We start from the raw sequence: 26,405 nt of genomic DNA, 5'->3' as shown, positions 1-26,405 counted from the left end.
TCGTCCTTTCACAGCTCGATCAACTCGTCCTTGGGGGCGGTTCCGAGAACCTCCGGACCGTCGGGCGTCACGTGGACGCAGTCCTCGATGCGGATGCCGCCGGCGCCTTGAACGTACACGCCCGGTTCGACGGTGACCACGTCTCCCGCTCGCAGCGTGTCCTCGGAGATCTTGCTGAGGCGCGGGGCTTCGTGGACCTCGAGGCCAACGCCGTGACCGAGCCCGTGGGCGAAGAGCGCGCCCGAACCCGCATCTTCGACGACGCCGCGGGCCTGCGCGTCGACGGCCTGGCCGTGAGCGCCCGCTCGCACACCATCTATCCCGGCGCGCTGTGCGCGCAGAACGAGGTCGTACATGTCTCTCTGTTCATCCGTCGCAGGACCCAGCACGACCGTCCGGGTCAGGTCGGAGCAGTAACCCGCCCACCTGCAGCCGAAATCCAGCAGCACGAGGTCGCCCTTCTGCAGCTCGCGGTCGCCCGCGGTGTGGTGGATGTGGGCTGACAGCGGCCCGGAACCCACGATCGGCGGGAACGACACTTCCTCGGCACCCCATCCCCGCATCGTCATCTCGATCTCCAGGGCAACCTCGCGCTCGGTGACTCCGGGAACCAGCCGCTCGAGCAGTTGTTGAAAGGCGCGGTCACCCAGCGCTACCGCTTCCTTGATGAGATCCACCTCTGCGGGCTCCTTCGCGCGGCGCATCTCCTCCACCAACCCGGCCGTCGCGACGAGGTCCATGCCCGCCAGCCGCTTCTGTAGGTCGTCGCGCTCGTCGATGGTGATCGTCTTCCCCTCGACCCCAAGCATCTTCACGGGCGAGGTCTGGCCGACCATCGGAAAGAGCGCGTCGGTGAGACGTGCCGGGTAGATCACGACCTCGGCGTCCTGCACGAGCGCGGCGGCGCGCGCCTCGTAGCGCGGGTCGGTGAGGAAGATCCTGCGTTCCGGAGTCACCAATAGCTGTGCGTTGGTCCCGGAGAAGCCGGTGAGGTAGCGGACGTTCGTGAGGTTCGTCACCAGGAGCGCGTCGACCTGATGCTCCCCCAGCCTCGACTGCAGCCTCTGCAACCGTCCGTCGAAGTCCATCAACCCTCCAGCACCGCCTTCAAGGCGTGGAGACCGAGGACGTAAGAGTGCGCTCCGAAACCGGACACGATCCCTGCCGCGGCTTCGGCCGTCACCGATCGCCGTCGCCACGCCTCGCGCGCATGGATGTTCGAGAGATGCACCTCGACCACCGGAAAGCTCACGGCCCGGATCGCATCCGCGATGGCGCGGCTGGTATGGCCGTAAGCGGCGGGGTTGAGCAGCGCGCCGTCGACCGAACCGATCCCGGAATGGAGGAGCTCGACGATCTCGCCCTCGCGGGCGGTCTGGTGGATCGCGACCTCCCAGCCGAGGTCGCTCGCCTGCTTGCTGATGAGGTCGTTCACCTCGGCGAGCGTGCGGGAGCCGTAGACCTCGGGCTCGCGCGTGCCCAGCAGGTTCAGGCTTGGGCCGTGGATCACCAGCGCTCTCATCCAGACATCCTCTCTAGGGCCGCACGGATCGCATCACGCGGTGCCTCGATCCCCGCCTCGGGATCTCCGATCGCATTCAGAAGCACGAACCGCGTCCCTCCGTGATGCTTCTTATCGTGCTGCCAAGCCTCCTCCATGTCCTCTAGCACCAGATCGGCAGTGACCGCGAGCCCCACCTCCTCCAGCACACGCCGATGCAGCGCGACGCCGGAGTCGTCCAGCCGCCCCAGCTCGTGCGAGAGGTGGGCCGCCGCCATCATCCCGAGCGCAACGGCCTCACCATGCCGGATGCCCCTGAACCCACCGAGCTTCTCGACCGCGTGGGCGAAGGTGTGACCGTAGTTGAGGAACGCACGTTTGCCCTCGTCGCGCTCGTCGGCGGCGACGAAAGAGGCCTTGATCGCTGCGCAGCGGGCGACCAGGTCGACCAAGGTGCTGCTGTCTCCGTCGTGACCCCGTCGAACCCTCTCCCCCAACCCCTGCAGCAGATCCGGTTCCGCGATGAGCCCGTATTTGACGACCTCGGCCATCCCGCTGCGGAGTTCCTCCCGAGGGAGGCTCGTCAGGAGATCCACATCGCAGACCACCGCGCGCGGTTGATAGATGGCGCCGATCAAGTTCTTTCCCTCGGGGATGTTCACGCCGCATTTCCCTCCGATGGCGGCGTCGACCTGCGCGAGAAGGGTCGTCGGGACGTGGATGAGCGGCAAGCCCCGCACATAAGTGGCGGCGACGAATCCCGCCACGTCGGAGATCACCCCGCCGCCGACGCCGACGATCGGATCCCTCTTGTGGACCTTGCGTGTAGCCAGCTCGTGCCACAGCGCCTCGACGGTGGACAACGACTTGGAGGACTCGCCTTCCTCGACCATCACGTGCTCGATCTCCAAACCTGCGCCCGCGAGAGCGTCCCCCACCTCCTTCGCGAACCGCTCGACGGACGCGTGCGTTACGACGACCGCTTTCTCGGCACCGGCCAGTGGAGGCAGGAGCGTGGGGAGTTTGCGCAGCAGGTCCGAACCGACCACGACCTCGTAGGCGCGCTCACCGAGCGGAACGACCACGCGACGAGGTGCGTCGGTTTCCGGCCGCTGCCCCGCAACGTCCGTCACCTGCGCCGCGACCTGCTCGGGAGAGCGACCGTCCGTCGACACCGTCACCGTCGCCACGCTCTCGTAGATCTGCCTGCGACCCTCGAACAGCGCCTGCGGGTCTTCGGTCTGTAGCAGTGGGCGGTCCAGATCGCTCCCGACCCGGCGGCGGACCTCGTCCCACGACACGTCGAGATGGACCACGACTTTTCCCCGCAACGCGTCGGCCACGACGGGGTCCGCGGGCGCGCCCCCTCCCAGCGACACCACCGCTTCCGGCCCCGACAACACCTCCAGGACCACCTGGCGCTCCAGCTCCCGGAAGGCGGCTTCACCCCTGGTGCGGAATATCTGCGCGATAGACGCGTCCGCTCGGTCTGAGACGACGGTGTCCGTGTCGATGAACGGGAGCCCGGTTCTAGCCGCGACCAGCCTGCCGACGGTGCTCTTCCCGGCTCCCATGAAGCCGATCAGCACGATCATCGGGGGCGCCTCTCCTCCACCCGCTCGAGGTAGCGGCCGTGAGCTGCCTTCAGGTCGTCCACGGTGTCGCCGCCGAACATCTCGAGCACGGCGTCCGCCAGGACCAGCGCGAGGACCGCCTCGCACACCACTCCCGCGGCCGGCACCGCGCAGGCATCCGTCCGCTCCTGGAACGCCTCGGCCGGCTCGCCGCTGGCGAGATCCACGGTTCGCAATCTCTTCTTCAAGGTCGACAGCGGCTTCATCGCGGCCCGCACCCGCAGCACCCCACCTATCGTCATCCCACCTTCGGTCCCGCCGGCGCGGAGGGTGGAACGGGAGAGATCGCTCTCGATCTCGTCGTGCGACCGCGAGCCCGGCTGGCCCGCGATCGCAAACGCGTCGCCGAACTCCACGCCCTTGATCGCAGGGACCGCCATCAAGGCACCCGCGATATGCCCGTCGATCTTCCGGTCCCAGTGAACGTGCGAGCCCAAGCCCGGGGGCAACCCGAACGCCAGCACCTCCACGACACCTCCGAGGGAATCACCCTGCGCCTGCGCCTCGTCGATGGCGCGCACCATCGCTTCGCTGGCAGCGGGGTCGAGACAGCGCACGGGTGAGGCATCGATCGCATCGGCGTCGTGCGGCCGCGGGAGGTCGACGCTCTCTGCGGTGGCCGCGCCGATCTGGACCACGTGGGACAGGACCTCGACGCCGATCTCGCGCAGCAGAGCTTTGGCCAGAGCGCCGATAGCCACGCGGGCCGCGGTCTCGCGAGCGCTGGCGCGCTCCAGGACGTTGCGGGCGTCCTGGAAGTCGTACTTCAGCATCCCTACGAGATCCGCGTGCCCTGGTCTCGGCCGGGTGAGCTCGTTGCCCGCGGGCCGGTCCTCAACCGGCATCACGTGGCGCCACTTCTCCCACTCGGTGTTGTTGATGACGATCGCGACCGGGCTCCCGAGGCTCGCTCCGCCTCGAACACCTGACACGATCTCCAGAGCGTCTTTCTCGATCTTCATGCGGGGGCCGCGCCCGTAGCCGTGACGACGGCGAACCAGCTCGTCTTCGATCGCCTTCACCGACACGGGAAGCCCCGCAGGGAGGCCTTCCAGGATCGCAACGAGGGCGCGTCCATGCGACTCTCCCGCCGTCAGGTACCGCAGCCTTCCCATCGCCCTATCCTCGCACCGCCGGGCGACGGCGCGGAGGGTCTACGGGCAGCTGTTGGGCGTGGGCTGCGGGCTGCCGACCTCGCTCCGATACGTCGCGTCGTACCAGGCGTTGCTGCTGGCGAGGCCAGCGTGCCGAGCCTCTATGCAATAGCTGCTCGCGTTCGACTTGACCGCGAGCTTCCCCGGCGACGTCGCCCACGAGGGCCACGGGAACCCCTGGGCCGCTAGCTTCGTCTGCAGGTGGGGGTCTGCATTGAGTCCCTCATAGCTTCCGTGGTCCAGGTAGTAGCTCTCGATCGCCGTAGCAGCGTTCTTGAGCGCTGCCTGGACCTGGGCCTCCCGGCCCTTGTCCCGCTGGTTCAGGAAGACGGGAATCGCTATGGCCGCAAGTATCGCGATGATCAGGATGACGACGAGCAACTCGATCAGCGTGAAGCCGTCTTCCCGACGCATTAACCACTCCCTTTGGGCTAGTTCTCCCGTTGTCCATCGGCCGCTAAGCCCGAAAACCTGAGGGTAGGGAGACGCGGGTGCCTGAAGAAGGAGGAGCTACTTGAGGATCTCTTCGCCCTCGCAGAGGGTGAACTCGTCGTCGCCGAAGAGCATCGTTGCGCACTGCGCTGAAGTCGACAACAGTTCGAAGTTGTTCGCGAAACGCTCGCCCTCATCGACAGTGTAGACGGTGCCGTCGACCTGCACCTGCGCTCTGCGGCCGTTGCGAGAAGCAAACACGTCGATCACGCGCACCCGGCGCCCCCCCACAGCCTGACCACCGCCACCACCGCCACCCGCCGCGGTTCCGGTTCCTGTGGTGGTGGTGGTAGTGGTCGCACCGTTGGCCCCCGTCGTCGTGGTGGTGCCTTGGCCGGTGACGCCGCCGGGTCCGGCAGCCGCCCCACCACCGGTTGCTCCGCCGGCAGTCGCAGGTGAGATCAGAGGATCGAACGGGTCCTTGGGGGCGAAGACCTCGAAGGTCTCTACAGGATCGTTCTTCTTCGCCGGACTCACCGTCTGCTGCGGTTCTGGAGCGGCGGCCGCGGGTGCCGGCGCCGGAGCGGTCGCCTCGACGTCGACCTCGTCAGCCCGGAGGAACACGAACCAGACCAGGAAGAGAAAGAGCATCACGCCGGCGGCGATGAGAAGGGCGCGCACGGGAGTGATCCTCCTGTCGGTCCCTACAGCATCTGGTGAGGTGGCCATCTCGTCTCCTATTCCGCAGGAACCGGCGCCGGCGTAGCAGCGGGCTGGCCTGTAGCGGGAGCCGCCGCGCCGGTAGCCCCGCCGCCGGGCGCTTCGAAGAAGATCCGGGCGGCCGCCGCCAGGGTGATCTCTACCGTTCCCGTCTCGGCATCTTCCGCTCCGGTCAACGTTAGGTTGTCGATCCGGACCGCCCGATCGAGTGCGTGCAGACGCCGAACGAAGTCTTGGACCGCGAAATAGCCTCCTCCGGCTCCGATCTGGGAGCGTATCTCCGCCAGAGCGGCGCCCTCGGGTGGTGGCTTCGGGAGCTCCGGGGTGATCGAGACGAAGTCAACGCCGGCAGCGTTCGCGGCATCCTGGACCAAGAAGAGGAAGTTCGGGACCTGATCGTCCTTGGGGACGAACCCTCTGATCGTGGCCAGCTCCGCCTCCAGCTCCGGGGCATTAGCTTGCAGGTCCTGTAGCCGCGCCAGCTCGGTCTGCAGCTGCTGCGTTCGAGCTTGCTCCGTCACGATGGTCTCCTCCACCTGAGCCAGCCTCTGCTGGCGCGGACGGATGAACAAGAAGAAGAACGCCAGCAAGACGGCCAAGACCGCCACCACCGAGAGGATCATGCGGACGCGGGGGTTCATCGGATCCGTCCCTGGAAGCGACCGCTCGCGGCCTTGTTCCCCAACTCCAGGGTGCTGTCGAAGTTCACCACGTCCACGCCAGTGGCGTCGTCCGCCTTCGTGGCCGAGTTGAGGTAGACCGCGAAGAACTCCCGAACTGTCTCGAGACGCAGCATCCATTTTGCGACTCCCGGCATCGAGAGGGACCGGCCGGTAAACGCGATGCGGCCAAAGGGCTCACGTGAGTCGATCCTCACGGGAGCCGTCTCCGTGCCAACTGGGGACGCGCCTTCGGTCTGCCCCGCCGACGCCGTGACGTTCGTCAACCACACTTCGCCAGGAATCACCATCGCAATCTCAGTCATCAGCGCGGGCCAGTCCACGTCTCCGGCGAAAACCGTCTGCAGGGCGGTCCGCTTCGCCTCTACCTCGGCCGCGAGCTGCGCGAACCTCTGCAATTTCGCGATCTGATCCTGGAGCGCCGCATTCTCGGTCCGAACCTGTGCAAGTTCGTCTTCCGCATCGTTGACCTGCATACCGAGGAAGAACCACCACCCGAGGAGCAGCAATAGGGCGAGCAGTCCGGCTATCAATACCGAAGTGACGTTCCGGCGTTGTCTCCGCCGTTGCTCGTAGACGGAGGGGAGTAGGTCGATCCGGCGCATCATCTCCGCGACGCTCCCAAAGCGAGTCCGACCGCGGCCGCAGCGACCGGTTGCACCTGGGCGACCTGCTCGGGGGTGAGGCCCGACTTGGATGCGTTCACCTGCGACAAGGGAGCACCGAGCTGGACCTGCGTCCTCAACGCCTGCTCGAGTCTCGGTGCGAGACCGGCGGTGAGGGAGCCGCCTCCCGTCAGGATGACTGAAGAAACCGGCTCGCTGTCCTCCTGCGAAAGGTAGTAATCCAAAGAACCTCTCACTTCATCCACCAGCGTCGCCACCTGCCGCTCCATCAACCTGCGGGCGTCGACCGGACCGACGCCACGGCCGAGATCAAGCTTCATCGCCTCTGCCTCTTCGAACGAGATGCCCAGCTCTTGAGACAAGGCACTGGTCGCGTCGTCGCCGCCGACGAGCAAGATCCGGACGAAGCGCGGCTCGCCGTTGTGGTGGATGAGGATGTTCGTGGTCGCGGCGCCGACGTCGATCACTGCTTCTGAACCGGCCACACCTATCTCTCCCCTTGCCGACGGGCTCACGGCGCGAGCGATCGCGAAGGGTGTGAGATCCACCCCCGCCGCCTCGACCCCCCCTGAGGACGCCGCCGCCACGAACGCGTCCACCATGTCGGTGGCGGCAGCGATCAGCAGGACGCGCATCATATGGTCCTGCGCGTCCGTCATGTAGTCCTCGATGACGATGAAGTCCAGCTGCGCATCTTCGACCGACATAGGGATGTGATCGGCGGCCTGGAACCTCAGCGACGAACGGAACTCCTTGTCTTCGAGGTACGGAAGATCGACCTGCCGGACGACGACACGCTGGTTCGCGACCCCAAGGACCGCCGACTTCGCCCGCACCTTGGCGCGCTTGAAGACCTGTGCTATGGCTTCCGCGACCGGGCCGGCATCGCGTATCTCGCCGTCTGTGACCGCGCCGTGCGGCAGTGGCGCCGAGGCGAAGCTGAGCAGCGATGCGCCCCCGCGGCCCGCGCCAACCTGAGCGACCCGCACCGCGCTCGCGCCGATGTCGAGGCCGATAGCGGCCGAAGAGCCGAATGCCATCAGGGGGTTACCTGTACGTTGACGGAGCGTTCGGTCAGGTAGCGCTCCACGTCACTTCGCCGCATGCGGTAGTTCTTGCCGACGCGGATAGCGGCGAGCTGCCCGGACTTGATCAGCCGGTAGACCGTCATGTTGGAGACGCGCATCATGTTTGCAACCTCGCCCACCGTCAGGAGGGGCTCTCCGAAGTCACGCTGCAAGTGCTCCGCCTTTCGGTCGCTCGTGAGGATGCCGATGGCAACAACAGTGCACAATAACGTCACTACTCAACCGGATTCATCGTCCCGCGTACAGGGACCCTTTAGAACTACAACCCTGTACTTAGAGCCGCTGCGCCGAGCATCGTGGAGACGGGTCAGCGGTCGAGCTCCCGCCAGAGTGCGGGGCTGACCTTCAGGAACGGACCCGGCATGTTCCCGATCCAGCAGTCGGTCATCGAGAAGGTCGCGCTCCCGAGGTTCCTGAACTCCCTGGCGATGATCGTGCCGTTGAAGAGCAGCTTTCCCTGGACGTCGAATGCCCCCTCGGGGATGAAGGCCGCCCCGTTGACCTGTGTGTCGCCTTCCATCTGGAGACTGCCGTTGCGGACAACGATCACAGCGGACTTGTTTTCGCTGGCGGTCGTACTGCAGGGCCACACATTGGCGCCGTTCCAATGGATGAGGTTGGAGGTGAAAGCGCCTGTAGGACTCTCGTACTCGAAATAGGCCACAAAGTTCCGCGGGAGCCCGGTGAGGTCGGTCGCCCCAACGGTGCCGCCGAACGTCCACGTCTGCCCCTTCGCCGTGCAGGTCTTCGTGCCGCTGCTCGCGATGAAGCAGTAGAGGCCGGTCTGCTTCGCGGAGTCGCGCAGCGTCATGTAGTCCTGGTCGGACAGCGCCGGTTGCGGCGAAACCCGCGTAAGGTCCGCAGCGGTGAAGTCCGATGTCGGCGGGGGTCCCGCAGGGGTGCCGGCCCAGATCCCGCTACAGTTGCTCGGACTTAGCCCTCCGGGGATCGCGCCGCCGGGGCCGCTCTGGTCCCACTGCGACTGTCCCTCTGCGCCACCGATGCCGTTGGCGGTGCAGTTGAGGTGCTGGCTGTTCGCTACGTGCTCCTGCGCTGCGAGACCGCCGGTCTTCTTCAGGTAGATCGTGCCAACAGCGTGTGCTGCGGCGGGAACATTCGTTGCAGAGTCCTGACCGGGCCAGAAGTCGTTCAGTGTGTGGTACGGGTCCGTGTTCTTGAAGGCGATCTTCTCCCGCCCGGTCACGTCGCCAGGCGTCAGTAGGCTGACTCCGTCCATGGTGACGTTTCCGTTGGCGTTGATGGTGTCGGCGTAGATGCCGATGGGCAACCCGAGGAGGCCGATCTGGAGACCCTGTAGCACCGCCCGCTTCGCCGTAGGGTGGCTCCCCACCGCGGTTACCGCAAACCACTGGTTCGAGCGGGGGCTGGTGGGCCGGTTGGTTCCATTGGCTTGCGTGCAGGGCCTCTGCGCGTCGTTCGTCTCCTTCACCCAGGGCGACGGGGGGAGCTGCTGGGCGAGCGGCGCGCTCGGGTCGAACACCGTGAGCTGAACGGAATAACTGCCGTTCCCCACGTTGCCGTCGGTGAGCGTGAGCGGCGCTGTAGCGCAGCCGGCTTCGCGGATGTCGCCCCAGGTGAGCTTCCCCGTACGCAGCTCGAGGATCAACCTGTCGATCCCGGCCTCGGCGTAAGCGAGCGCCTCGCTGGCCTTCCGATCGTCCCTGCCGGCACGCAGCTCCTCGATCGTCGTGAAAGCGGCCACCGAGGCAAGCACGCTGAGGGCCGAGCCGACGAAGAGGACGGTGACCATCGCCACTCCCGCTTCGCTGCGCAGTCGTTGCAGGACTCTCTTCCTCATCGGGTGTTCCTTAGCTGTGCCTGGCTGTAGAAGACCGTCGTCCTGCCTCCTGACGCCACGTTGAAGGCGTAGTCGATGTTCGACAGATGACGTAGCTCCAGGTCCCCGTCGAGGACGCCGTCCTTGTCGCCGATACCTGTGAGACCAGTCGCATCAAGCTCTTGCCACGTCGTCATCCCGTCGCTGTTGGCGTCGTACTCGAGGCGGTTGCTCGTGTAGGTGAAGATGTCCTTTCCGCTGATGGGCGTCACGCCGGCTACCAGGACCTCGCCGTTCAGCGCGATCACTCCGCGGGTCGAGTCGTAGGCGAAGGTCAGCTTCTCGTAGTCCCCCTGTGGGTTCGGGTTCTCGAACTTACCGTCCGAGTTGAAGTCGATGCGCACGCTGTAAGAGGTCCGCGTTGGACACGCGGTAGTCGATGCGCCATCATACGTTTCGCACCACAGGGTCCCCTCCCGGGTGTCGCGGATCATGCGATTAAGGCCCAAGCGAGCCTCCTCGGAGATCTTCACGACGGCGCGGCTCGTATCGGATCCGCGGGCGTTCGAGAACAGGACCTGGTAGAAGCCAACCGCCAGAACCGAAAAGAGCGACGCCGTCACCAACAGCTCGATCAGCGTGAACCCGGCCTCATCGCGACTCCGTCTCGGGGTCATCGGCGGTCCACCGCCTCGCAGGACAGCTTCGCGATCGAGATGTTCAACCCAGTCTGCGGGATGGTCGGGTTGCTGGGCCGAGTATTGATCCGGATCGCGCCGTCGATGCGAGCACGCGAGACACGCCCTGCATCCTCGGAAGTGAAAGTCGTCGGGATGTTCTGCCAGTCGGTTAAGTAGCCGGCGTGCTTATGCGTCACGGTGCCGAGGACGGGGTCGCTGTGCTCGTGAGGCACTGGGAAGAGGTAGACATCCAGCTCGCTGCCATACGAGAGCGCGCTGACTGGGTCCTCGTACACCATCGGGTTCCCGACGCCCGGCAAGTTGTCCGTCGTGCCGCTCAGCGTCACCGGCTGATAAGACCCTTCCTGGATCCCGTCGTTCTCGTTGGTCTCCTTCCAGTACCTGAGCGACGCGGAGTAGCTCGCGTCCTGCGTTGCGCCCGTCGCGCTCGCGCTACAGCTCACCGACGACGTGACGTTGTCCACCACGATCACCGACTTCTCGCCCGTCAGGATGAACGTCACCGGGAAGAGCCTGATCTGCCCCAGCTCCGCCGACGCCGCGGCATCGACCTTCTTGGTTGCCCCCCCTACCGTAGTCGCCGACGTCCCGCCGCTGAGGACCTTCGTAGCGAGGTCTTCTTCCGCGGCGGTACGCGGACGCACGGAGAAGACCGGGCTCGTGGGATCGAGGCGAAGGAGAGCGCCCATGGTGGTATCCGCCTGGTTGTTGACCCACAGGTCGTAGGTGTCGAGGCTGGCGAGATCGTTGAGGTTGAACGTCCCGGACGCTAGGGGAAGGTCGTTCGCGGTCTTCACCCTCAGCGGCCCGCCCGTCCCAGATGTCGAGAGATAGGCGATCTGAGGCTTGAGGTCCAACTCGGGGTGGTTCAGCGTCTGCGCGACACGCGTGGATCCCGCGGCGGGATCCTGATCGGGAGCGGCGTGGATGAACGAGTTCGCGCCCAGCAGCGACAGGTTCAGACCGGTATCCGTGGCGGAGCCGGCGTCCGGTGGCCGGGCCAGACGCAGCGCCGCAGATCGCACCGTTTGGTCCGCCTCGGAGAGCGTGCGCGTCTGGACGCGTGACTCGGCGCTGCCGGCGTTGACGACGAGGTCACTCACCCTTCCCGCGGGATCGTTGTCGACGTAGGACGTCAGCACCTCGACCGCGTAGTCGACCCGACCGACACCGCGGATCTTCTCCTCCGCGAGATTGCGCTCGCCGAAGAAGCTCGTCAAGGCATAACGGCGCGCTGCACCCGTCGCGTCCCAGGTGGTTTCGACCTTGATCCGGACCAGACGTGTGGGCGGGATGTCCGCCGGCGAGGACGTTCGGGTGTAAGTGGACGGCGGAACGACGTTGACGAAAGTCTCCTTACCGGCAGCGTCGAGTGGACCGGGAGCGATGAACTCAGCCGCGTACGTGACGGTGTAGCCCGCGCCGATGTTGTCCGGGCAGGCCGGATTGTCGGTGGTCGCCGACGTGCAAGTCGTCGTGAAGACGCCGGTCACGGCACCCGTTGCGTTCGGGTAGTAGAAGTCGAGGACGTCCACCAGCTTCGGTTGGTTTGCGTACGAGACGAAGTACGGGAGGCCGCGCACGCGCTCCATCGCCTGGAGCGACAGGTTCTTGCCGACGGTGAACGAGCGCGAGAGGGTCGCGCCGCGTGTCGCGGACAGGAGCAGCGGCACGACTCCGAGCGTCACGAGTGTGAAGACAAGGAGAGACGCCAGCGTCTCGACGAGTGTGAACCCGCGGTGGGTGCGGTCCACCTGTCGAGCTCGCCGGATCATCTCGTCACCCGGCCTGTGATCGCCGTCACCGTCACCGTCTGCGTCCGTCCCAACGCCGGCTGGCTGAGCACGAGCGATCCGGCCGTCGCCGTGCCGCGGGGGTAGAACAGCGCGACCTCGTCGGAGGTCTGCGATCGGCATTTATCGGTCACCCCCGTCACGTCGGAGAAATCTACGCTAGCGACAATGACACCCGCGTCGAAGGTCCTGGGGGAGCCGAGCTCCGTGCACACATCATCGGTAGAGTCCGTAGGGATCTTGGGGTCGAACTTCACCAGCGTCCATTCTGACGAGCCCGCGCGGAAGCGCGCGCCGAAGATCAGGGGGTGGCTCTCGGCCGCCGACTGCGCCTGCATCCGGCGTAGCTGGCTGACCGCCGCATCGGCGCCCGCGTCGAGGGACCGCACCAGCCAGAACTGGCGCGCCGCGCCCGCTCCCAGCGTGGCCAACACCGCCAGCAAAGCGGTGGCGACGAGCAACTCTATGAGGGTGAAGCCTTCTTCTTTACGTATCACGACCGTTCCGCTTCGTATGTGGATGTTCATTCCATCGGCCGCCACGCCAGGGCCCTTGAGGGGCGGACGAGCAGCTTCCTCCGGCGACACGCGCCGGACCACCAAACCCGGCGCCGATCTGGCCTCATCTTTGGGCTGGACAGTAGAAGAGGCGGAGGTTTCCCTCCGCCTCTTCTACTGTCGGGGCGGGACGCCGTCGCGGCCCTTGCCGAGCTGGTTCTTAAGCAGTCGTTTCTTAAGTCGTAGGACCAGGACAGGTGGTGGAGGCGCGAGGCCTACCGACCTGGCTGTTGTAGACGTAGTCGACGCCCGCGCCATTGATCTGGCTGTGGTCGGCGGTCAGACAGTAGCCAGCCGAGCTGCTGCTCGCGATCGCGATCGTGACGTTCGGAACGGCACGGAATCCCTCTGAGACCAGAAGCGTGTAACCGGCTGCGTCCGCAGTGGGGTAGTTCCCGTTGTTCGAGGTCGCGTACGACTCCATGTTGGTCGCTGCGTTCTTCAGGGCGGACTCGGCCTGAGAAACGTAACCCTTGTTGCGCTGGTTCAGGAACACCGGGATCGCGATCGCCGCCAGGATGGCGATGATCAGGATGACAACCAGGAGCTCGATGAGGGTGAAGCCCTCTTCGCGCTCCTTCAACTTCTCGTGGAACTTCCGGAACATATAGTTCCCCTTTCCTTTCCGCCCCTACAAGCCGTTTAGGGACTACCGACGAAGACGAATACCTAAACCCCACCTCGCCTGCATCGGAACGGTCATACCGACCGTCCCCTGCAGGTAACCCGGCTGGCCTCGGGGGCCCCGTGGTTTTGCGTCCCCGCCTCGCGGCGGGTTTGCCTTTAGCTGCGTTGCTCTCTTTCGGCTTGCATCTCCTTCTTCGACCGGTGACTAGACCGTCTTGAGTACCTGATGCGAACTATTTGATGAGGTCGAAGATCTTGAACATCGGCATGTAGAGGGCGATGATCATCGAGCCCACGATGCCGCCCAGCACGGCGATCATGATCGGCTCGATCAACGACGTCAGCGCCTCGGTAGTCGACTCGACCTCTTGGTCGTAAAAGTCCGAGACCTTGTCGAGCATCTCGTCGATCTGTCCGGTGTCCTCACCTACGGCGATCATCTGCACGACCATCGGCGGGAAGACCGGGTGACGGGCGAGAGGTCCGGCCATCGACTCCCCGCTGCGGACGCTGTCCTTGACGTCGCTGGTCGCTCTGGTCAGCACCTCGTTGCCGGTGGTGTCCGCCACGATGTCGAGCGCCTGAAGGATCGGCACGCCCGCCCGCAGGAGCAATCCGAGGGTGCGGGTAAACCGCGAGATCGCGACCTTCAGGAAGAGGTCGCCGAAGATCGGGATCTTCAGCTTGATGCGGTCCGCCCGCAGCCGGAAGTCTGCGCTCGCCTTGCGGGCCCTCTTGTAGGCGACGTAGCCGACGATGCTCAGAACGACCATAAGAGGAACGAGCCACTTCGCGGCCTGGCTCAGCTTCAAGAGGATGAGGGTGGGAAGCGGCAGCGTGCCGCCGAGGCCCTCGAACATCGCGGCGAAGGTGGGCACGACGAACAGCAGCATGACCGTCACGAGCAGAACCGCGATGCCGGCCACCACGATCGGATAGGTCATCGCGGACTTCACCTTCTGTCGCAACTTGTAATCCGCTTCGAGGTTGTCCGCGGTACGCGTGAGGACCACGTCCAGCTGGCCCCCGGTCTCCCCCGCACGCACCATTGCGACGTACAGCTTGTTGAAGACCTTCTCGTGCTTGGACATCGCGGCGGACAGGCTCGAGCCTCGTTCGACGTCGTCGCGCAGCTGCGTGATCGTCTTCGCCAACGTCTTGTTCTCGGTCTGCTGGCCCAGGATGTTCAGCGTCCGCAGGAGCGATAGCCCCGAGTTGATCATGGTCGCAAACTGCCGCGAGAAGACCGCCAGGTCCTTTAGCTTGACCTTCTCGGGCAGAATCGTGATGTCTTTCTTGAGACCCTCGCCCGCCTCTTTCGTTATCTGTACCGGGACGAGGCCCTGCGCCCGAAGGCGCGACGCAACCGCCGCCTCTCCGTCGGCATCCATCTTTCCTGCGATCACCCGGCCCTCTTTGGTGCGGACCCGGTACGCATAGGAATCCGCCATCTGCTACCCCCTCCCCGTCAAACGGTTGTATTCCTCGACGTGATGGGCGCGCTCGAGGCCCATCTCGTAACTGACCTTGCCCTTCTTCACCAGCTCCGCCAGGTGCTGGTCCATCACCTGCATGCCGAACTTCCCGCCGGCCTGCATGGACGTGTAGATCTGGTGCGTCTTGCCCTCACGGATCAGGTTGCGCACTGCGGGAGTCGCGACCAGCACCTCTGCGGCGACGGCTCGTCCCTTGCCGTCGGACGTGGGGATCAGTTGCTGTGACACGATCCCTGCCAGGGTGCCGGCGAGCTGGACCCGGATCTGCTCCTGCTGGTGCGGTGGGAACACGTCGATCACGCGGTCGACGGACTGCGGCGCGTCCTGCGTGTGGAGCGTGGCGAACACCAGGTGACCGGTTTCCGCTGCCGTCAGCGCCATCGAGATCGTCTCGAGGTCGCGGAGCTCTCCGACCAGGATCACGTCGGGGTCCTGACGCAGGACGTGCTTCAGAGCGTTGGCGAACCCATAGGTGTCCGTCCCGACCTCGCGCTGGTTGATGATCGCGGTCTTGTGGCGGTGCAGGAACTCGATCGGGTCCTCGACGGTCATGATGTGCTCCGGCCGCGACGAGTTGATGATGTCGATCAGTCCCGCCAGGGTCGTCGACTTACCGGAGCCGGTGACCCCCGTGACGAGCACGAGGCCACGGCGCATCCTGGCGAACTCGTGCACCGACTGCGGAAGCCCCAGTGTCTCAAGGGTCTTGATCTCGAACGGGATGAGTCGCATGACGGAGCCCAGCGCGTCGCGCTGCTGGAAAACGTTCACGCGGAACCGCGCCTTGCCCGGCAGCGAATAAGAGACGTCCAGCTCGAGGTCGGTCTCGAACCGCTCCCGCTGGCGCTGCGTGAGGATCGAATAGATCATCGTCTGCAGGTCTTGCGGGAAGAGCTTCCGGTAGCCCTTGATGGGGCGGAGGTCACCATGCACGCGCACCATCGGCGGAAGCCCCGACGTCAGGTGGAGGTCGGAGCCGCCGAGATCGATCACGGACTCGAGGAATGCGGCGAGGTTCGGCTCCCGCTCCTCTTCCTCCACAACCTCGACGGCGGCCGTTGCGACGGGGGCGGCCTCCCTCATCGGGAAGTCGTCGGGCCCGAACGAGGCTGTCCCGGGCTGAGGCGGTGGAGACGTGGCGTGGCCGACAGGAGGTGGCGCCCCGTAGCCCGGAGGCGCCTGAGGCGCCTGCGGAGCTTGCGCGGCCTGCGGCACCTGAGGAGCCTGTGGCACCGAGGTCGCGAACGGGGACTGCTCGGTTCCAGAACCTTCACCTGTGTAAGTCATCTTCAGCTCCTTTAGACGATCACTCGCATGATCTCTTCGATAGAGGTCAATCCCTGACGAACCTTCTCCATGCCGTCGTCGCGCAGGAACGCCATCCCTTGCGACGTCGCTATCTTGCTGATCTCATCGGCCGAAGCCCTCTCCACCGTGGCGCGCTCGATCTCCTCGGTCACGCTCATGACCTCGTGCACCGCCATACGGCCCTTGTAGCCGGTCTTGCCACACGAGGTGCAGCCGACGGGGCGGTACAGCTTCGGAAGCTCTTCGGTGTCGGGGTCGAACGGGAACTTCGCCCTCAACAGCTCTTCCTCGGTCGGCACGTAGGGCTCCTTGCACCTTTCGCACAACTTGCGCGCCAGTCGCTGTGCCAGCACCGAGTCCAACGCGGACGACACGAGGAAAGGCTCGATTCCCATCTCCGTGAGGCGGGTCATGGCCGACGCGGAGTCGTTCGTGTGCAACGTCGACAGCACGAGGTGACCGGTCAGCGCCGCTTCGACCGCGATCTGCGCAGTCTCGCGGTCGCGGATCTCGCCGATCAGCACGATGTCCGGGTCCGAACGCAGGATCGAGCGCAGCGCCGAGGCGAAGGTGAGGCCCGCCTTCGGGTTCACCTGCACCTGGTTGATCCCCGGAAGCCTGTACTCGACCGGGTCTTCGACCGTGATGACGTTCACGTGCGACTGGTTCAGGATGTTCAACGTCGCGTACAAGGTGGTCGACTTACCGGAACCGGTCGGGCCGGTGACCAGGATCATCCCGTAGGGCTTCTTGTACGACTCCTGATAACGCTGGAAATTCTCGGGCTGGAAGCCGAGGTCCTGCAGTTCCAACAGCACGCTCGACTTGTCCAGCAGACGCATGACGATCTTCTCGCCGTAGACGGTTGGGAGCGTCGCCACGCGGATGTCGATCGCCTTGTTCGAGACCTTGAGGCCGATGCGGCCGTCCTGGGGTATGCGACGCTCGGCGATGTTGATGTCGGCCATGATCTTCAAACGGCTGGTGATGCCGTTCTGGACCGACTTCGGCGGGCTCATCACCTCGTGCAGAACGCCGTCGATGCGGTAACGGACCCTGAGGTTGCGCTCCCCCGGCTCGATGTGGATGTCCGAGGCGCGGTCGTTCACCGCCTGGGTGATCAAGAGGTTGACGAGCTTGATGATCGGGGCGTCGTCGGCGCTCTCGCCCGCCATCTCCTCCAACGTCTGCTGCTCGGGACCGGCCGCCTCCGCGGCCTCCTCCGCGAGCGATTCCGCAGCGCTGTCGAGGCGGTAGTGGCGGTTGATGGCGGCGACGACGTCGGCCTTTGTGGCTACGACCGTACGAACGTCGCGCTTGGTCATCGCACGGATGTCGTCGAGCGCCACTACGTTCGCCGGATCCGCCATCGCGAGAACCAACCGGTTGCCGTCCTCGAACCGCAGCGGGATGCAGTTGTGCCTGCGCGCCGTCATCTCCGGAACGAGAGCGATGGCAGAGCCGTCCACGTGGACCTCGGTTAGATCCACGAAGTCGAGGCCCAGCTGCTCGGCCAGGATCGACACCAGGCCGGCTTCGGCGACGAAGCCCATCTCGATGACGGTCCGGCCCAGCGAGCTGCCCCGCTGCGACGCCTGGTGGCGAGCCATGTCGAGCTGCTCTTCGGTGATCAGCCCGCGTCCGAGCAATAGCTCTCCGAGCTGTCCCCCCGGGCGTGCTGTGGTCACTGTCGAGCCTCCCACCTCAGGGGAGCCGGTCATGGTTCGCCCCATAGCTAGGTTTATCGACCTGGGAAAGCGAGACTAAAGGCGCGACCCGGTCAATCTCACATGTTGACAGAAGTCACGAGGACGGGTCGCTCGGAGGTCGCACGATGTTGTCCACGATGTACTCCAGTCGGTCTTCCAGATCCTGGTCGAGAGCGGGGATCGTGTGGGTTCCGTCGTCGAAGCCGAGCTGTATGCGAGCAGTCCTCGTGGTGCTGTCGGTCGAACCCGCCGGCGGTGCCTCGAGAGAGGGCACCGGCACAGTCAATGGCTTCCTCGCCAGCGGGCTCGCCGCGGGTGCGGGTACGGGAGGCGGAGGTGGGGGTGGCGGCGGAGGTGGCGGCGGTGGCGGTGGCATTAGGCGCGGGCGCGCCGAAGAGCTTCGTCCCGCCGTAGTCGCAACAGGACGAGATCTCGCGCCTAATAGCCGGTTGAGCAGACGACCCAGCAGCGACCGGCCTCCTGGCCGGGTGGCGCCGTAACCGGGGCGGCGACCCAGGGACCTAGGCCTCGGCCGCAGCGGGCGTCTTCTCGAGCCGGTTCAGTACGCCCATGAGGATGTGCAGCATCAATGTCTTGACGTCCTCGCGCTGCCGCGGGTCGACTCCGATCACCTCGACCGTCTCGGGCACCTCCAGGACCTCACGCACCTTGCTGAACACGACCTCGTGGTCCGCGCTTTGCTCGTCGAGGTGCGACACACCCACGACGTAGGGCACGTCCGCGTACGCGCGGAACTGGTCGAGGATGTGAGACGCCTCCTCCACAGAGCGATCGTCCGCCGCATTGACCAGGCAGATGAACCCGATCATCCCCTCCGACAGGATCTCCCACATGACCTCGAAGCGGCGCTGCCCGGGCGTCCCGAAGAGGAACAGGGAGAGGTCCTCGCCGAAGCTGAGCCGCCCGAAGTCCATCGCGACCGTGGTCCGCGTCTTCACGGCTCGGGTCTCGTCGGTGACGTCGCGCTCGGTTCCGACGATCGCGACCTCGCTGATCGTCTTGATCAGGGTGGTCTTGCCGGCTGCGAAAGGACCGGTGATGACAATCTTCATCGGCCGGTTGACCTTGCCGTTGCCGGTCCGTTGCTTCCGGACCATGTTCGCCCGCGCTTTAGCCACGAGCTCGATCCTCTCGATCCGTCACAGCCGTTCGCATTCGCGCCCGCGGCATAGCCATATGTGTTGCCCTCCTGGGCTTAGAGACCTTTGACGCCGTCGATCAGCCGAGAGATAAGGCCTCTGGTGACCTGCTCGTCGTCTTCGACGCGCTTGCGGGTGTCGGGGGCGGCAGGTCCCTCTGCGGGGGCGGCAGCCCTCTGGCGGGATGGCCTCGCGCCCTCGTCGTCTCCTCCTTCGCTGAACAGACCCGCGAGCTCCCGGACCGCCGAGATCCGATCGACGCTTGGTGACTCGCCTGCAGGCTCGGAGCTAACCGGGATCTGAGGAGCTTCTGGCTGTGCCGGTACGGGCGCGGGCGCAGGCGGAGCGACAGGCTCGTCTGCGGGGGCCGCCGGAGCCGGCTGTGAGGCAAGGAGGTCGTCGAAACCGTAGGAGCCGGGCCCCTCGGCAAGGAGGTCGCCTGGTCCGGGTGCGTCGAACGCCTCGACCGGCATCTCTGGCTCATCGAAAGCAGGAGCGTCCGGGACGGGATCGAGGATCGGCTCGTGCGCGACCGGCGCCTCCGGAGCCGCGGCCACCGCGTCGTCTGGGACGGGGTCGGACAGGAACAGGTCTTCGCCGAAGATGCCGTTGTCTGGCGTCGCCGGCTCCACCGGCAGGTCCGCTACCGGAGCTTGCGCGGCGAACTGCCCGTGCACGGGGTCGGGGCTGAAGAAGTCCTCGGCCTCTTGCGCGGGGTCCACCCCGAACGGCTCCGGCTGCAGCTGCGGTTCGACCACCGGCTGGGCCTCCGCCACCGGCTCCATCGCCGGCTGGGACTCGGGCTGTGCGACCGGCTGGGCCTCCGCGACCGGCTGGGCCTCCGCGACCGGCTGGGCCTCCGCGACCGGCCGGGCCTCCGCGACCGGCTGGGCCTCCGCGACCGGCTCCATCGCGGGCTCGGGCGCGGGTTGTGCGGCTGGCGAGGGCTCGACTTGCGCCACCGGCTGAGGCTCGGGCTGGGCGACAGGCTGCGGCTCCGGTTCGGCGACAGGCTGTGGCTCCGGTTCGGCGACAGGCTGCGGCTCCACCGCGGTCTCCTGCGGCGAAGCGTGGACCGGCTCCTCCTCCTCGACCGCCGGAGCGGCGGAGCGGTCGACGGCCGATTCCGCGGCACCGGAACCATGATGCCCCGGCACCTCGATCAGACCCGCGGACACCAACCCGTAGAGCGTGCGCATAGCGGAGAAGTCGTCGAACCCCACCATCTCGCCGATCTCTCTGACGCTCCGGGTCCCGTTGACGAGGACGAGGATCCGCCACTCCTCCGGCGTGATGTTGATCTCGACCGCGCCCTCCGGAGGCGTCGCCGCCATGGCGAGGACCGTGTCCGCCGACGGGATCTTTCGCTGGATGACCTCGAGCTCGTCGAGCCTGCGCGACGCCTCCATGATGAGGTTTTCGACGGTGACGTAGATGGCCACGTCGGGAGACGCCTGGACGCCCGGCTCCCACAGGAATTCGCCGAGCTCCCAGCGGAGAAGGTCGAAGGCCGCGTCTTCGATCTGTTGACGGACGACCATCATGATCTGGTCTTCATCTACGACGCCCGAGTCCAAAAGCACCTCGCCGAGGCGTTTACCGGAGCCGGCGTGCTGGTCGAGAGCTTTCCGCAGCTGCCCCTCGGTAAGCGCCTTCGCCCTGACAAGCTTCTGCCCCAGCGGCTCCTTGGACAGGCTCGACTCGGCGTAGTAGACCTCGCCATCGCGGAAGTAGACCCTTCCTTCACCCGCCGACCGCTGCACGGCCAAGCTCCCCGTCTTCTTCGACAGGGACATCAGCCTGAATATGTCGGGCAGCGTGAAGTCGTCGAGCGTCCCCCTCAGCATGACTGGCCTCCTCTAGGACCCGGAGCCGTTACTGCCAGCTCGGGATGTGTGACTCGGTCTCCGCTGCGGGCTCCGGTTCCGGCATGCGCACGGGAGCGACGGGAGCGGCGGCTCCAGCACCCATGACATCGTGGCCCACCACGGGGCTCGTCTCCGCCGGCCGGTGCGCCGGCTCGTCCATAACTCTGCCGATCGTCGTCGCGGCCTTGCGCATCTCGAAGAGAACCAGACCTACCTTGGTGTTCTTCGAGGTCACGGTGACCAACACGGCGTCCAGCCCTGCCTGCATCAATACGACGTAACCGTTCTTGCCCTCCACGAAGACCTGTGCGAGGTCGCCCTTGCCGAGGCCGTCGGCGGCGCGCTCGCCCAGCGTGAGCAGAGCTGCACTCATGGCGGCGAGGCGATCCTCCTCGACGTCCGGAGGAAGGGCCGACGCCATAGGAAGGCCGTCGGCGCTGACGATCGCGGCAGCCTCGACGTCAGGAGATGTGGCAAGAAACTCGTCGAGCGCAGCTGCGAGCTGGTCGGCCTTCGTCATGTGCGTCCTCCTATGGGTCACAGGCGAGGTGCTGCCTCACCTTCGTACGGCTTTTTCGGCAATCCCGGAGGCCCGGTTGAGCCGCTTGTCCGAATTTATTCACCGAGACCCCGACCCCGCGAGCCTACCTGTGTTAATGGCGCGACATCGCGTGCATGGCCGCGACCGACATGGCCTCGAGCGGCGGCTCCTGTCCGGACCAGATCCGAAGAGACGCAGCCGCCTGGTGCACGAGCATCCCGAGGCCGCCCCACCCTGCCGCGCCCCGGGCACGTGCCCTCTCCACGAGCCGCGTGACCGGCGGGTTGTAGACGAGGTCGACCACCGCCTGTCCCTCCACGAGCTCTGCCTCCGCGACGAGATCGCCGTCGGTCCCAAGTGGCGTCGCATTCACGATGAGATCGAACTCGGCGGCCCGCCGCCAGCCGTCATCCCACCCGAGAGCGACGACCCGTGGGGTCGTCGAGCCCCGCCCCAGCCACTGGGCCTGCTCCGGTCGACGCGCGGCGACGGTCACCTGGGCCGCTCCCAATAGATCGAGGGCGGCCACGACGGCGCGGGCCGCGCCCCCCGCGCCTGCGACCAGACATCTCGCGCCCTCCAGGTCGAGCCCCGCGTCGTCGCGTATGAAAGAGGCGAAACCATCCACGTCGGTGTTATGACCGATCAGCTGATCGCCGATCCTCTGGATCGTGTTCACGGCCCCGATGGCGCGCGCGTCGCCCGAAAGATCATCGAGGTGCTCGATCACGGCTTCTTTGTGAGGCATCGTGACGTTCGCTCCGACGGCACCCAGCGCACGCAGCCCAGCTACGGCATCACGGAGGTGCTCGGGCGCCACCGGGAACGGGAGGTAGACCCAGTCAAGGTCCAGCCTGCGGAACGCGCTGTTATGGATCGCCGGCGACAGCGTGTGCTCGAGCGGCCAGCCGAGTACCCCGAGGAGCGACCTCAACAGTCGAGCGCTTGGTAGGCCCGCTTGTCGTTGAGGAAGTCGTTGTAGTCGACGCTGAACGCATGGTGGCCTTCGCAATCGGACAACACGTAGTAGAGCCACTCGCCGTCCGCTGGGTTCACCGCCGCATGCAGCGACTCTTCGCCGGGCGCGCCGATCGGCGTCGGCGGTAGACCTTGCACGAGGCGCGTGTTGTAAGGGGAGTCGATCTCTAGATCCGACTCGAACAGCTCGGTCCGGTGCTCGCCGAGCGCGTAGATGATGGTCGCGTCGATCCCGAGTGCGATGCCCTGATCCAGGCGGTTGTAGATCACGCGGGCGATCTTGTCGCGGTCGCCGCCCACGCTGGCCTCGCCCTCGATCATGGAAGCGACGATCAGCCCCTCGTACGGCGTCAGCCCGAGTGCCTCCGCTTTGGTCGCGAAGTCGAGCTTTTCCATCTGCTTCTCCATCTGTTCCACCAACCGAGTCGCGATGCTGATCTCCGTGTCCTTCTCGACCACCTGGTAGGTCGAGGGGAACAACAGGCCCTCAAGGGTGTCGATGTCCTCCGGCTTGTACTGCGACGGGACCTTGCCGTTCTCCACGATCGAGAGGAACCTCTGCTCCGACAGGTGCGTCTTGTCCCCCAGCGTGTTGGCGAAATCCGTGAGCCACGACCCCTCGGGGAAAGTGACGGTGACGAACTCGGCCCCCAGAGGGCCGCTCTCGATCAGGGCGTTGAGCGCGTCGCGCGGCGTGAGACCGGTCGGGATCTCGTACCGGCCAGACTGAATGTCCTCGATGCCGTCTTCGAAGTACGTCGCGAGCCGGAACCCGAATGCCGACGCGATCACGCCGTTCTCCTCGAGCAGCCGGCCGATCGTCTCGGTCCCCGCGCCGCGCGGGATCTTGAAGGTCACGGGCGGCCCGGGCTCGCTCTCGCCGAAGAAACCGACCGAGCGCAGATAGAGGTAGCCCCCCATCGCCGGTGCCGCGAACAGCACGAACAACACGAACAGGATCACGAGCGCGCGGCCGCGTCTCCGCTCGCTCATCGCGTCGAATCCAGGTAGCCCTGCAGCATGACCTGCGCGGCGATCGCGTCGCGCAGTCGCTTCCTGTCGGTGGGACGGACGCCGGACGCGCGGAGCGCCCGGTTGGCGAGGACGGTCGTCAGCCGCTCGTCGAACTCCTCCACCGCAACTCCCAGCGCGGCACGAAGCCGCGTCACGAAGTCCGCCTGCACCTTCACCGCCGGCCCCTCTGCCCCCGAGAGCCCGATCGGCTTCCCCACGACGACGATAGACGCTCCCATCTCCGTCACCAACTGCGCGATCCTCTCGATCGGATCCTGGCGCTCGACATCGATCACCTCGACCGGACGAGCGAAGCGCGTCTCTTCGTCGGCAGCCGCAACGCCGACACGGCGACTGCCCACGTCGATGCCAAGCATCACGAGGTCAGTGCCTCCTTCACGGTCCGCGCCACCGCGTCGATCGCATCGTCCAATCGCTCTGAATTGGGCCCCCCCGAGATGGCTAGGTCCGGCTTCCCGCCTCCCCCGCCACCGAGCACCGATGCGCCCGCTCCCAGCAGGTCGCGCGCCGAGACGCCCTTCTCGGTCAGGTCTTTCGTGACGGCCGCCACGAGATTCGCCTTGCCTCCCGCCGACGTGCCGAGGACGACGACGCCCGAGCCGATCCTGCCCTTCAACGACTGCGCGAGAGCGCGCAACGAATCGACCGCGACATCGCGACGCGCCACGATCAGCCTGGAGCCGTTGACGTCGACCGCGGCATCGGCAAGAGCGGCGGCGTCCGATTCAGCGGATTGTCGCTCGATCTCGGAGACTTTGCGCTCCATCTCCTTGTGCGTCGCCAGCAGCCGCTCGATCCGCTCTGCCACCTCGTCGGGCGTCGACCGCAGCGCCGCCGCGGCGCGGTCGAGTACGGCGACCCGCTGGGCGAGGAAGTCGAGCCCGTCGCGACCTACCAGCGCCTCGACGCGGCGCAGGTTCGCGCCGACAGAACCTTCACCGGTCACGACGGCGACGCCGATCGTGCTGGTGTGAGGTATGTGGGTTCCGCCGCACAGCTCCTTCGAGTAGTCACCGACCTCGACCACACGGACGAAGTCGCCGTACTTCTCTCCGAAGATCGCCATGGCGCCGATCGAGCGCGCGAAGTCGTAACTGGTCTCGAAGGCGCGCACGGAGTCGTCGAACAGGACACGTTCCTGCAGCTCGGTGGAGATGTCTCGCAGCTGGTCCTGCGAGAGCGCCTCGAAGTGACTGAAGTCGAACCGCAGCCGGCCGGGCTCGACGAGGGAGCCGGCCTGGCGCGCGTGGTCGCCCAACCGGTCCCGCAGGATCCAGTGCAGAACGTGGGTCGCGGTGTGCGCGCGCTCGGTGCTGCGCCGCCGGTCCGAATCGACCCGCGCCTCCACCTCGTCTCCGACGTGCAGCTCGCCCGCAACGACCTTCACCCGATGCACGATCAGGCCGGGCACGAGACGCTGCGTGTCGAGGACCACCGCGCGGCCCCCGGCGGAGACGATCTCGCCGCGATCGCCCACCTGGCCCCCGCCCTCGGCGTAGAACACGGTCCGGTCGAGCACGACCTCGCCCTCCTGGCCCTCTGTCAACAGAGCCGAGGGCGCGGCACCGTCGAGGACGGCGACGATCCGTCCGTCGCAGGTGAGGTGCTCGTATCCCAAGAAGTCGACGGGCCCCTTCTCTTCCGCGACCGCCAGCGCGGCGTCGAGGGACACGCCGGCCTGGTCGGACCTGCGCGCCGCGCGGGCTCTTTCCCGCTGCTCTTCCATCAACCGGGCGAAGGCGTCGCGATCTACGTCCAGCTCGGCCTCGGCCGCGATCTCCACCGTCATGTCGATCGGGAACCCGAAGGTGTCGTGCAGCTTGAACGCGACCTCGCCCGGAACGGCGGTCGCGGCCGATCGCTTCACGTTCGAGATCTCGTTCTCCAGCAGAGTCAGGCCCTGCTTGAGGGTCGCCTCGAACCGCTCCTCCTCGCGCGCTCCGACCTCCAGTGCCAGCTGTCGCCGGTCGCGGAGCTCGGGATAGGCATCTCCCATCAGCTCGATCGTCCCCTCGATGAGATCGGGAAGGACGGCTCGGCTCTGCCCGAGAAGACGCGCCTGGCGTATAGCGCGCCGCATGATCAAACGCAGGACGTACCCGCGTTCCTCGTTGGAGGGAAGGATGCCGTCGGTGATCATGAAGGTGACGGACCGGCCGTGGTCCGCCAGCACGCGCAGCGCCACGTCAGCCCGGTCGTCGCGCCCATAGGTCGTCCCCACGACGGCCTCGGCTCGGGCGAGCATCGCTCGCAGCAGATCCGTCTCGAAGACGTTCCTCACGCCCTGCAGCGCCATCGCCACGCGCTCGAGCCCGAAGCCGGTGTCTATGTTCTTCTTCGGCAGCTCCGCGATCGGCTCGATGGCGGCGTTGCAGTCGTTCTGCATGAAAACGAGGTTCCACAGCTCGACGTAGCGGTCCTCGTTCCCTCCCGGTCCCCGATCGGACGGCGGCCCGAACGCGTCTCCCATGTCCAGCGAGATCTCGGAGCAAGGTCCGCACGGCCCCGCGACGCCCATCGACCAGAAGTTGTCCTTTTTTCCCAAGCGGATGATCCGGTGCGCGGGAACGCCGACCTCGTCCCGCCAGATGTCGGCCGCCTCGTCGTCGGTCTCGAAGACGGTGACCCATAGTCGCTCCGGGTCGAGCCCATATCCCTCCGTCACCAGCTCCCAGCCCCACGCGCAGGCCTCGCTCTTGTAGTAGTCGCCGAACGAGAAGTTGCCGAGCATCTCGAAGAAGGTGAGATGCCGCGCCGTTCGCCCGACCTGGTCGATGTCGTTGTGTTTGCCACCCGCGCGCATGCACTTCTGCGCCGTCACCGCGCGCTTGAACGGCGGGCTTTGCTCGCCGAGGAAATAGGGCTTGAACTGGACCATGCCCGCGTTCGTCAAGAGCAGCGTCTGGTCATTCGGGACCAGCGACGACGATGCGACGCGCTGGTGGTCGCGCTCTTCGAAGAACGCGAGGAAGCGGTGTCGGATCGTGTTCGTGTCCATC

26 protein-coding genes and 1 riboswitch are annotated in these 26,405 nt (G+C 66.2%); all 26 genes read right to left on the bottom strand.

Annotation, left to right across the window (positions count from 1 at the left end; genetic code table 11):
- Nucleotides 1-8: 8 nt before the first annotated feature.
- The gene (locus M3N53_10840; GenBank protein MDP9068823.1) at nt 9-1,088 is read right to left on the bottom strand and encodes a Xaa-Pro peptidase family protein; all 1,080 of its coding nucleotides are present in this window, start codon (nt 1,086-1,088) and stop codon (nt 9-11) included.
- Entirely contained in the window at nt 1,088-1,522 is a 435-nt protein-coding gene (locus tag M3N53_10835; protein MDP9068822.1) for a 3-dehydroquinate dehydratase, read from the bottom strand. Before M3N53_10835 ends, M3N53_10840 begins: the two co-directional genes overlap by 1 nt.
- Nucleotides 1,519-3,096 carry a 3-dehydroquinate synthase gene (gene aroB, locus M3N53_10830; protein MDP9068821.1) on the bottom strand — a complete coding sequence of 526 codons (1,578 nt, stop codon included), beginning with the start codon at nt 3,094-3,096 and terminating at the stop codon, nt 1,519-1,521. The genes M3N53_10835 and aroB overlap by 4 nt, the downstream gene beginning before the upstream one ends.
- Nucleotides 3,093-4,250: a chorismate synthase gene (gene aroC, locus M3N53_10825; protein ID MDP9068820.1), complete on the bottom strand. Its 1,158-nt coding sequence runs from the start codon at nt 4,248-4,250 to the stop codon at nt 3,093-3,095. Before aroC ends, aroB begins: the two co-directional genes overlap by 4 nt.
- A 39-nt stretch (nt 4,251-4,289) precedes the next feature.
- Nucleotides 4,290-4,703, bottom strand: coding sequence for a type IV pilin protein (locus M3N53_10820; protein ID MDP9068819.1), 414 nt, complete (start codon nt 4,701-4,703; stop codon nt 4,290-4,292).
- A gap of 96 nt (nt 4,704-4,799) precedes the next feature.
- A complete protein-coding gene (locus M3N53_10815; protein ID MDP9068818.1) occupies nt 4,800-5,450 on the bottom strand; it encodes a hypothetical protein in 651 nt (216 codons plus the stop codon).
- An 8-nt stretch (nt 5,451-5,458) separates the two neighbouring features.
- Complete coding sequence (locus M3N53_10810; protein MDP9068817.1) at nt 5,459-6,082, bottom strand: type 4a pilus biogenesis protein PilO; 624 nt, start codon at nt 6,080-6,082, stop codon at nt 5,459-5,461.
- On the bottom strand, nt 6,079-6,729 hold the full coding sequence (locus tag M3N53_10805) for a PilN domain-containing protein (protein ID MDP9068816.1): 651 nt from the start codon (nt 6,727-6,729) through the stop codon (nt 6,079-6,081). The genes M3N53_10810 and M3N53_10805 overlap by 4 nt, the downstream gene beginning before the upstream one ends.
- A complete protein-coding gene (gene pilM / locus M3N53_10800) occupies nt 6,726-7,787 on the bottom strand; it encodes a type IV pilus assembly protein PilM (protein ID MDP9068815.1) in 1,062 nt (353 codons plus the stop codon). The genes M3N53_10805 and pilM overlap by 4 nt, the downstream gene beginning before the upstream one ends.
- A complete protein-coding gene (locus tag M3N53_10795; protein MDP9068814.1) occupies nt 7,787-7,936 on the bottom strand; it encodes a helix-turn-helix domain-containing protein in 150 nt (49 codons plus the stop codon). The genes pilM and M3N53_10795 overlap by 1 nt, the downstream gene beginning before the upstream one ends.
- A gap of 206 nt (nt 7,937-8,142) precedes the next feature.
- On the bottom strand, nt 8,143-9,654 hold the full coding sequence (locus tag M3N53_10790) for a pilus assembly PilX N-terminal domain-containing protein (protein ID MDP9068813.1): 1,512 nt from the start codon (nt 9,652-9,654) through the stop codon (nt 8,143-8,145).
- A complete protein-coding gene (locus tag M3N53_10785) occupies nt 9,651-10,310 on the bottom strand; it encodes a prepilin-type N-terminal cleavage/methylation domain-containing protein (GenBank protein ID MDP9068812.1) in 660 nt (219 codons plus the stop codon). Before M3N53_10785 ends, M3N53_10790 begins: the two co-directional genes overlap by 4 nt.
- Complete coding sequence (locus M3N53_10780; GenBank protein MDP9068811.1) at nt 10,307-12,109, bottom strand: type II secretion system GspH family protein; 1,803 nt, start codon at nt 12,107-12,109, stop codon at nt 10,307-10,309. The genes M3N53_10785 and M3N53_10780 overlap by 4 nt, the downstream gene beginning before the upstream one ends.
- The gene (locus tag M3N53_10775; GenBank protein MDP9068810.1) at nt 12,106-12,669 is read right to left on the bottom strand and encodes a prepilin-type N-terminal cleavage/methylation domain-containing protein; all 564 of its coding nucleotides are present in this window, start codon (nt 12,667-12,669) and stop codon (nt 12,106-12,108) included. Before M3N53_10775 ends, M3N53_10780 begins: the two co-directional genes overlap by 4 nt.
- A 190-nt stretch (nt 12,670-12,859) precedes the next feature.
- Nucleotides 12,860-13,291 (bottom strand): type IV pilin protein, encoded by a 432-nt coding sequence (locus M3N53_10770; protein ID MDP9068809.1) that lies wholly within the window; start codon nt 13,289-13,291, stop codon nt 12,860-12,862.
- A 110-nt stretch (nt 13,292-13,401) separates the two neighbouring features.
- A riboswitch (cyclic di-GMP riboswitch) is annotated at nt 13,402-13,476 on the bottom strand.
- A 68-nt stretch (nt 13,477-13,544) separates the two neighbouring features.
- Complete coding sequence (locus tag M3N53_10765; GenBank protein MDP9068808.1) at nt 13,545-14,762, bottom strand: type II secretion system F family protein; 1,218 nt, start codon at nt 14,760-14,762, stop codon at nt 13,545-13,547.
- A 3-nt stretch (nt 14,763-14,765) separates the two neighbouring features.
- A complete protein-coding gene (locus M3N53_10760; protein ID MDP9068807.1) occupies nt 14,766-16,094 on the bottom strand; it encodes a type IV pilus twitching motility protein PilT in 1,329 nt (442 codons plus the stop codon).
- 11 nt (nt 16,095-16,105) lie between these two features.
- Nucleotides 16,106-17,725: a type II secretion system ATPase GspE gene (gene gspE, locus M3N53_10755; protein ID MDP9068806.1), complete on the bottom strand. Its 1,620-nt coding sequence runs from the start codon at nt 17,723-17,725 to the stop codon at nt 16,106-16,108.
- Between the two features lie 193 nt (nt 17,726-17,918).
- Nucleotides 17,919-18,098, bottom strand: a complete 180-nt coding sequence (locus tag M3N53_10750; GenBank protein MDP9068805.1) for a hypothetical protein — start codon at nt 18,096-18,098, stop codon at nt 17,919-17,921.
- A gap of 247 nt (nt 18,099-18,345) precedes the next feature.
- Nucleotides 18,346-18,963: an ATP/GTP-binding protein gene (locus M3N53_10745; GenBank protein ID MDP9068804.1), complete on the bottom strand. Its 618-nt coding sequence runs from the start codon at nt 18,961-18,963 to the stop codon at nt 18,346-18,348.
- 77 nt (nt 18,964-19,040) lie between these two features.
- A complete protein-coding gene (locus M3N53_10740; GenBank protein ID MDP9068803.1) occupies nt 19,041-20,831 on the bottom strand; it encodes a DUF4388 domain-containing protein in 1,791 nt (596 codons plus the stop codon).
- A 28-nt stretch (nt 20,832-20,859) separates the two neighbouring features.
- Complete coding sequence (locus M3N53_10735) at nt 20,860-21,372, bottom strand: roadblock/LC7 domain-containing protein (protein ID MDP9068802.1); 513 nt, start codon at nt 21,370-21,372, stop codon at nt 20,860-20,862.
- A gap of 133 nt (nt 21,373-21,505) precedes the next feature.
- Entirely contained in the window at nt 21,506-22,327 is an 822-nt protein-coding gene (gene aroE / locus M3N53_10730; protein ID MDP9068801.1) for a shikimate dehydrogenase, read from the bottom strand.
- Nucleotides 22,324-23,364, bottom strand: a complete 1,041-nt coding sequence (mltG, locus tag M3N53_10725; protein ID MDP9068800.1) for an endolytic transglycosylase MltG — start codon at nt 23,362-23,364, stop codon at nt 22,324-22,326. The genes aroE and mltG overlap by 4 nt, the downstream gene beginning before the upstream one ends.
- Nucleotides 23,361-23,762 carry a Holliday junction resolvase RuvX gene (gene ruvX / locus M3N53_10720; protein ID MDP9068799.1) on the bottom strand — a complete coding sequence of 134 codons (402 nt, stop codon included), beginning with the start codon at nt 23,760-23,762 and terminating at the stop codon, nt 23,361-23,363. The genes mltG and ruvX overlap by 4 nt, the downstream gene beginning before the upstream one ends.
- Nucleotides 23,762-26,404: an alanine--tRNA ligase gene (alaS, locus tag M3N53_10715; protein MDP9068798.1), complete on the bottom strand. Its 2,643-nt coding sequence runs from the start codon at nt 26,402-26,404 to the stop codon at nt 23,762-23,764. The genes ruvX and alaS overlap by 1 nt, the downstream gene beginning before the upstream one ends.
- Nucleotide 26,405: the final 1 nt, after the last annotated feature.

The organism is Actinomycetota bacterium (genome assembly GCA_030776625.1).
Lineage (GTDB): Bacteria > Actinomycetota > CADDZG01 > CADDZG01 > WHSQ01 > MB1-2.
This window is presented reverse-complemented; position numbering and strand designations above follow the sequence as displayed.